This is a genomic window from Psychromarinibacter sediminicola (assembly GCF_029168335.1).
GTDB lineage: Bacteria > Pseudomonadota > Alphaproteobacteria > Rhodobacterales > Rhodobacteraceae > Psychromarinibacter > Psychromarinibacter sediminicola.
This window is the reverse complement of record NZ_JARGYC010000124.1, coordinates 1-7,114: the sequence shown is the minus strand read 5'-3', so window position 1 is coordinate 7,114 and position 7,114 is coordinate 1. Positions and strand designations below refer to the sequence as shown.

The window sequence follows — 7,114 nt, the reverse complement described above, 5'->3', positions numbered from 1 at the left end:
CTGCCCCCAGTATCTGCCCCAGGGTCAGTGAATCAGTCCCTCGGCCGAATGGGAATCCCCAATCGATTCATGTCGGTGGGCAAACGCTCTAGAGCCTGCCTCTTCTTCTGGCCAAAAATACTCCAGGGGGGTCGTCCATCGTAGCGCCATTGTGCAAGCACAATGGACGACGGGGGGCAGCGTCCCCCCATCGGATCGGACCGCCGCCAGGCGGTTCGAAACCCCCTACCCCACCTCGGCGGCCGCGAAGACAGCCATGTTCAGGATGTCGTTTACGGTCGCGACCGTCTGGCAAATCTGGATGGGCTTGTCGACGCCGGCCAGGATCGGGCCGATCACCGTGGCGCCCGCCATCTCCTGCATCAGCTTTACCGAGATCGACGCCGAGTGCCGCGCCGGCACCACGAGGATATTCGCCGGCCCGGTCAGCCGCTGGAACGGATAGTTCGCCTGCGCCCGCGGGTTCAGCGCAACATCCACCGTCATCTCGCCCTCGTACTCGAAATCCACGCCGCGCCGGTCCAGCACCTCGGCGGCGACCTGCATCTTCACGGCCCGCTCGGAGACCGGATAGCCGAAGGTCGAGAAGCTGACGAAGGCCACCCGCGGCTCCACCCCCAGCCCGCGCGCCACGGCGGCGGCCCGCTCGGCGATGGTCGCCAGATCCTCCTCGTCGGGCCATTCGTGGACCAGCGTATCCGCGATGAACACGATCCGTCCGCGATGCATCAGCGCCGTGACCCCGACGGCATCGTCGTTGTCCGACACGTCGAAGACGTTGTTGATCAGCTGCATCGCATGCGCCGACTTGCGCGTCGCGCCGGTGATCATTCCGTCGCCATGGCCATGCGCCAACATCAGTGCCGCGAAGACGTGCCGGTCCCGCGCGGCGAGGCGATGGACGTCCTGCATGTCGACGCCCTTGCGCTGCAGTCGCTTGTACATGAAGGCCTTGTAGGTATCGAGATGCGGCGTGTTCGCCGCGTTCACGACCCGCAGCTCGCGGACCGCGTCGGCCAGCCCCTCGGCCTCCAGCTTTTCCCTCACGTCCGACTCGCGCCCGACCACCAGGGCGCGGCCGAACCCGTTGCGCTGATAGGACACGGCGGCGCGCAGCACCCGCGCGTCGTCGCCCTCCGCGAAGATCATCGTGGCCTGCGCCGCCTTGGCCCGGGCGTTGATGCCGTTCAGGATCGAGGCCGTCGGATCCATCCGTTCCAGCAGCGCCCGGCGATAGGCGTCGAGGTCGGCGATCGCGTGTCGTGCCACGCCCGTCCGCATTCCCGCCTCGGCCACCGCCGGCGGTACCTCGTGGATCAGACGCGGATCGAACGGCGTCGGGATGATATAGTCCCGCCCGAAGCTCAGCTTGCGCCCATAGGCCACCGCCACTTCGTCCGGCACGTCCATCCGCGCCAGCCGGGCCAGCGCCTCGGCACAGGCGATCTTCATGTCGTCGTTGATGGCGCGCGCGTGGATGTCCAGCGCCCCGCGGAACAGGTAGGGAAAGCCCAGGACGTTGTTCACCTGGTTCGGATAATCCGACCGCCCTGTCGCCACGATCGCATCGGGACGCACCGCATGCGCGTCCTCCGGCGTGATCTCGGGGTCCGGGTTCGCCATTGCGAAGATCACCGGCTTATCGGCCATGCCCTCGACCATCTCCTGGGTGACCGCGCCCTTGACGCTGACCCCCAGGAACACGTCGGCCCCCTTCATCGCGTCGTCCAGCGTGCGCAACCCGGTCTTCACCGCGTGGGCCGACTTCCACTGGTTCATGCCTTCGGTGCGGCCCTGATAGATGACGCCCTTGGTGTCGCAGACGATGCAGTTCTCGTTCCGCGCGCCCATCGACTTCAACAGCTCGATACAGGCGATCCCCGCGGCCCCGGCGCCGTTCAGGACGATCCGCACGTCCTCGATCTTCTTGCCCGACAGGTGCAGCGCGTTGATCAGCCCGGCGGCACAGATCACCGCCGTGCCGTGCTGGTCGTCGTGGAACACCGGGATGTCCAGCTCTTCCTTCAGCCGCTGCTCGATGATGAAGCACTCGGGCGCCTTGATGTCCTCCAGGTTGATCCCCCCGAAGGTCGGCGCCATCAGTTTCACGGCGCTGCAGAAGGCGTCGACGTCCTCGCTGTCCAGCTCGATGTCGATGGAGTTCACGTCGGCGAAGCGCTTGAACAGCACCGCCTTGCCCTCCATCACCGGCTTCGAGGCCAGCGCCCCCAGGTTTCCCAGCCCCAGCACCGCCGTTCCGTTCGACACGACGGCCACGAGGTTGCCCTTGGTGGTATAGTCAAAGGCCGTGCCCGGATCGCGCGCGATCTCCTCGCAGGGCACGGCGACCCCGGGCGAATAGGCCAGCGACAGGTCGCGCTGCGTCGCCATCGGCACCGTCGCGTTGATCTCCAGCTTGCCGGGCGTCGGCTCCAGGTGAAATGTCAGCGCGTCCTGACGCGAATGACGCTGCATCGGCATCGTCGGTCTCCTCCCTCGTGGAGGTTCAGTGTTAGCGGTGACACGCCCCCATCTCAACTGAAGATCGAATTGCGGGCGCCGGGGCGGATTTGTAAGGTCCGCCAATCCACGATCCGGGGGGATGACGTGACGGGCACGATGACGCCGATGATGGCGCAGTATCTGGAGATCAAGGGGCAGTATCCGGATGCGCTCCTGTTCTACCGGATGGGCGATTTCTACGAGATGTTCTTCGACGACGCGGTCGATGCGGCCGGCGCGCTGGACATCGCGCTCACCAAGCGCGGCAAGCATCTGGGCGAGGATATCCCGATGTGCGGGGTGCCGGTGCATTCGGCCGAGGGCTACCTGCTGACCCTGATCCGCAAGGGCTTTCGCGTCGCCGTCTGCGAGCAGATGGAGGATCCGGTCGAGGCGAAGAAGCGCGGCTCGAAGTCGGTCGTGAAACGCGACGTCGTCCGGCTGGTGACGCCAGGCACGCTGACCGAGGAATCCCTGCTCGACGCACGTCGCCACAACTTCCTTGCCGCCTATGCCGAGGTGCGGGACGAGGGCGCGCTGGCCTGGGTCGACATCTCCACCGGGGCCTTCCGCGTGATGCCCTGCACCCGCTCGCGCCTGTCGCCGGAACTGGCGCGCATCGGCCCGCGCGAGGTGCTGCTGTCGGAGGCGGTCGAGGCCGACCTGGCAGAATTAGTGACGGATCTGGGCGCGACGCCCACGCCGCTCTCGCGCGGCTCCTTCGACAGCACCTCGGGCGAGAAACGGCTGACCGCGCTGTTCCAGGTGGGCACGCTGGAGGCCTTCGGCAGCTTTACCCGGCCGGAAACGGCGGCGCTTGGCGCCATCGTCGACTATCTCGACATCACCCAGAAGGGCAAGCTGCCGCTGCTGCGCCCGCCCGCGCGCGAATCCGCCAGCCAGTCTGTGCAGATCGACGCCGCCACCCGCCGCAACCTGGAACTGACGCATGCGCTGGCGGGGGGACGCGACGGCTCGCTCCTGCACTGCATCGACCGCACGGTGACGGCCGGCGGCGCACGCCTGCTGGAACGGCGCCTCTCCAGCCCGTCGCGCGACCTCGCCACGATCCACGCCCGGCACGAGGCGGTGGCTTTCTGCCTCGACGACCGGACCCTTGCCGACGCGCTGCGCGAGGATCTGCGCCGGGTTCCCGACATCGACCGCGCCCTGTCGCGCCTTGCCCTCGACCGCGGCGGCCCCCGCGACCTCGCCGCCATCCGCAACGGCCTGACCCAGGCGCTCGCCATCGCCGAGCGGCTGGAGAACCGCGACCTGCCCGCGCTTTTCGAAACGGCGCGCCACGACCTCACCGGCCACGACACCCTCCACGACACGCTCGACCAGGCGCTCGTCGCCGAACCGCCGCTTCTGGTCCGCGATGGCGGCTTCATCGCCGAGGGTTACGACGGCGAACTCGACGAGGCCCGCACCCTCCGCGACGAGGGCCGCAGCGTGATCGCCGGGATGCAGGCCGACTACGCCGCCGAGACCGGCATCGCCTCGCTGAAGATCAAGCACAACAACGTGCTGGGCTACTTCATCGAATGCACCGCCACGCATGCCGACAAGATGCTGGCGCTCTCCGACCGATTCATCCACCGGCAGACCACGGCCAACGCCGTCCGCTTTACCACGGTCGATCTGAGCGAGATGGAGACCAAGATCCTGAACGCCAGCGGCCGGGCCGGAGAGATCGAGAAACGTCTCTACGACAGCCTGCGGTCCCAGATCACCGACCACGCCGCGGCGCTGAACACCCTCGCCCGTGCCGTTGCCGAGATCGACCTCGCCACCGCGCTGGCCGACCTTGCAGCGGCCGAGAGCTGGACCCGTCCGAAGGTCGACGACAGCCGCGCGTTTCACGTCGAAAACGGCCGCCACCCGGTGGTCGAACGCGCCCTCCGCGCCCAGGGCGGCGACCCGTTCATCGCCAATGACGCGGACCTGTCCGGCGATGGCGAAAGCGCGGCGATCTGGCTGCTGACCGGCCCCAACATGGCCGGCAAATCCACGTTTCTGCGCCAGAACGCCCTGATCGCGTTGCTCGCGCAGATGGGCAGCTACGTGCCCGCGAAAGCCGCGCATATCGGCCTGGTCAGCCAGCTCTTCAGCCGCGTCGGCGCCTCAGACGATCTGGCCCGCGGCCGCTCCACCTTCATGGTCGAGATGGTCGAGACCGCCGCCATCCTCAACCAGGCCGACGACCGCGCCCTGGTCATCCTCGACGAGATCGGCCGCGGCACCGCCACCTATGACGGGCTGTCCATCGCCTGGGCGACGCTGGAACACCTGCACGACGTCAACCGCTGCCGCGCGCTCTTCGCGACGCACTACCACGAACTGACGCAGCTGGCCGACCGCCTCTCCGGCGTGGAAAACGCCACCGTCGCGGTCAAGGAATGGGAGGGCGACGTGATCTTCCTGCACGAGGTCCGCAAGGGCGCCGCCGACCGCTCCTACGGCGTCCAGGTCGCCCGGCTCGCCGGCCTGCCGCCGGCCGTGGTCGACCGCGCCCGCGACGTGCTGGCACAACTGGAGGAAGGCGCCCGGGAAGGAAAAAGCGGCGCGAAGATGCTGCTCGACGACCTGCCGCTGTTCTCGGCCGCTCCGCCGGCCCCGCCGCCGCAGCCGAAACAGGGCCCGTCGCCGCTGGAACAGAGACTGGCCGAAATCCATCCCGACGACCTCAGCCCGCGGGATGCCCTCGACCTGCTCTACCAGCTCAAGTCCCTCTCCGGGGAAACCTGACCCGGCTCTTCTTCTGGTCTAAAATATCCGGCCTTATGTATCAAACGCACCAGCCCGGCCGGAGGGTGGGGCGGTGATTAGGACTCCACAGCGACGTCGAGATTTGCATAACTTCGCATATGGCAGAAGTTCATTTACCGTTGTCGATTACGTACGAAACCGAAGGTGTGACACCGGTTGCCGACGTTATCACGGCGTTGCAGGCGACCGACGCACTCGTAAAAGACGCCTCGTCCCTGCTCCCAAGCCTCATAGAGGGTTTACAGGTCGAAAAATGTTCTCTAAATGTTCGGTCCCTGACGCAGGAAAGCCCGCTCCGCGAAATCTTCTTCATTTCGCTGTTTCTGGCCTTTCAGGACGACCTGGAGCGTGAGGTTTCGTCAGTGCTGGAGGACTTGTTTAATATCACGGTTAGCGACGATTACGACACGCTCGTAACCGTGGCCCTTCTCGCCATTGCTTTCTATGGAGTGGGTCTAGCCATCGACACCGTGAAGAAGACGTTTGCTGATAGCTTGCCGAGAGAAAAATTTGAGGAACTCGTACAGGTTTTAGCGGCAGAGACAGGCAAGCCGGCTGCTGATATTCGCAGCATTATTCATGCGCGGTTCGGTAAGCCAGCCGCCGCAAAGCGGCTTGTCCGATCAGCGAAGGGCGTATTCTTGCCCAGTCAAAGGGATAAAAACGCGCCCATGATGGTTGATCGTGACCGAATCTCGTCGGAAGTTATTCGCGAGATTCCATATCCTGGCGACTCCGATCAAGAAGCGGATTTCGACCGCTATACCCCGCACGAGGCCGTGCCATTGGAACTTCACGCCCAAGATAGGGATCGGTCGGCGACTGGCTGGGCCGCGGTCGCGCCATCAATATCAGAAAGCAGGTTGAAGGTCCGGGTTATCGACCCGGTAAAGCCATCGGCGCTGTGGGGGCATGATAAGGTTGTTGCAGACGTCGTGGTGGTCTCAAAGCTTACAGCGAATGGATATACGCCGACCGAGATTCAAATAACCGACATTGTCAGTCTAGGCGGAGATGGGTCTGACCAATCGCATCCAAGGACTGAATGAGAAATGCTGCCGTGAATTTTCCACGCGACAGCTTGTTCCGAACATTGACTTCCTTGTCACCTATCAGGTCAGCGAGTTTGCCATAGGTCACACCTTGCCGCTTTAGCTCTGCTTTTAGGAGGTTAGCGGCCTTCCGTTCCCATTCGGTCTGATCGGGCATGTCGCACCCTTTGCGATATAGGTATCTTTTTTGATACGTATGCCCTTGCACGCGTTACGTCAACGTACTATGTATGTTACGAACGTAACGCAAACGCAGACAAATGGCCCAACACTTCCTTCTCTCAGCCAAATCCAGAACGCTCAGCCTTCGAGCGATCTACAAGGCTGGCGAGGAAGCGGCCTATCGGACGTTCTGCGAAATGCGCTGGCCGGAAACCGATGGCGCGCCGATCTGCCCGCGCTGCGGCTGTGCCGAGGCTTACGACATCTCCACTCGCCGCAAGTTCAAGTGCAAGGCGTGTCACCACCAGTTCAGCGTGACCTCGGGCACGATCTTTGCCAGCCGCAAGATGGACTTCGTGGACCTGCTGGCCGCGATTTGCATCACCGTCAACGCCTCCAAGGGCGTGTCCATGGTGCAGCTCAGCCGCGACCTGGACTGCCAGTACAAGACCGCTTTTGTGCTGGCGCACAAGCTGCGGGAAGCCATCGCTGCCGAGGTTCACACCGGCGAGGTTCTGGACGGCCACGTTGGTAAGCGGCCGCCCATCACCCTTGGCGCTGCGGGTTGACTATTCAGCGAAGCTCCAAGGCATGAGTTCGTCGATGTCGCTCTGCATATGCTGGTC

General features: G+C 64.6%; 4 protein-coding genes and 1 pseudogene. 3 read left to right on the top strand and 2 right to left on the bottom strand.

All coding sequences use genetic code 11. The features are described from left to right. Positions 1-225 precede the first annotated feature (225 nt). Complete coding sequence (locus tag P1J78_RS23645; protein ID WP_275569840.1) at positions 226-2,481, bottom strand: NADP-dependent malic enzyme; 2,256 nt, start codon at positions 2,479-2,481, stop codon at positions 226-228. A gap of 147 nt (positions 2,482-2,628) precedes the next feature. Here P1J78_RS23645 and mutS point away from each other — a divergent pair, with 147 nt between their 5' ends. Further along, positions 2,629-5,253: a DNA mismatch repair protein MutS gene (mutS, locus tag P1J78_RS23640; RefSeq protein ID WP_275569841.1), complete on the top strand. Its 2,625-nt coding sequence runs from the start codon at positions 2,629-2,631 to the stop codon at positions 5,251-5,253. Between the two features lie 119 nt (positions 5,254-5,372). Continuing rightward, positions 5,373-6,323, top strand: a complete 951-nt coding sequence (locus P1J78_RS23635; protein WP_275569839.1) for a hypothetical protein — start codon at positions 5,373-5,375, stop codon at positions 6,321-6,323. Here P1J78_RS23635 and P1J78_RS23630 read toward each other — a convergent pair. Further along, positions 6,274-6,483, bottom strand: coding sequence for a DUF6471 domain-containing protein (locus P1J78_RS23630; protein ID WP_275569838.1), 210 nt, complete (start codon positions 6,481-6,483; stop codon positions 6,274-6,276). The genes P1J78_RS23635 and P1J78_RS23630 overlap by 50 nt on opposite strands. A gap of 103 nt (positions 6,484-6,586) precedes the next feature. Between P1J78_RS23630 and P1J78_RS23625 the strand changes: the two are divergent. Further along, positions 6,587-7,018 (top strand): annotated as a pseudogene (locus P1J78_RS23625) (transposase); the annotation flags it as partial. Positions 7,019-7,114 lie beyond the last annotated feature (96 nt).

Excerpts from the sequence above, each read along its gene's own strand:
- P1J78_RS23645 (WP_275569840.1), bottom strand. The coding sequence starts at position 2,481 with ATGCCGATGCAGCGTCATTCGCGTCAGGACGCGCTGACATTTCACCTG.
- mutS (WP_275569841.1), top strand. The coding sequence starts at position 2,629 with ATGATGGCGCAGTATCTGGAGATCAAGGGGCAGTATCCGGATGCGCTC.
- P1J78_RS23635 (WP_275569839.1), top strand. The coding sequence starts at position 5,373 with ATGGCAGAAGTTCATTTACCGTTGTCGATTACGTACGAAACCGAAGGT.
- P1J78_RS23630 (WP_275569838.1), bottom strand. The coding sequence starts at position 6,483 with ATGCCCGATCAGACCGAATGGGAACGGAAGGCCGCTAACCTCCTAAAA.